Origin of the sequence: Neisseria sp. P0019.S003, from assembly GCF_051957115.1 — a bacterium.
Taxonomy (GTDB): Bacteria; Pseudomonadota; Gammaproteobacteria; order Burkholderiales; family Neisseriaceae; genus Neisseria; species Neisseria flavescens_D.
Genome location: NZ_JBQCWT010000116.1, coordinates 1 through 431 on the forward strand (window position 1 = coordinate 1; position 431 = coordinate 431).

Below are 431 nucleotides of genomic sequence, written 5' to 3' on the forward strand. Positions count from 1 at the left end.
GAATGCTGTGTGCGCCGATGCCGGTTACGCGGATGGGTGTACCGGCAATCAGGCCTGCGCCCAAGAAATAAGATGCGCTGGAGGCATCGCCTTCTACATATAAATGCTCTGGCGCATGATATTTGGCATCGGCCGGGATTTTAAATACACGGTAGTCTTCATTGATGATGTCCACACCGAACTGCGCCATCAGCTTGAGCGTGATGTCGATATAAGGTTTGGAAATCAACTCGCCTACCATGTGGATTTCAAATGCTTGTCCGGTCAAGGGCAAAGCCATCAGCAGGGCGGTCAGGAATTGGCTGGAAACATTGCCTTTAATCGGAATAACGCGCTCGCCGTTGTCTTGGCGTTTACCGATCTGAAGCGGAGGGTAGTTTTCATTGCCCAGATATTGTACGTCCGCACCTACAATGCGCAGCGCATCCACT

1 pseudogene is annotated in these 431 nt (G+C 51.5%); it reads right to left on the reverse strand.

The window, feature by feature from the left end:
- Nucleotides 1-431 (reverse strand): annotated as a pseudogene (locus tag ACTHTS_RS11370) (3-phosphoshikimate 1-carboxyvinyltransferase); the annotation flags it as partial.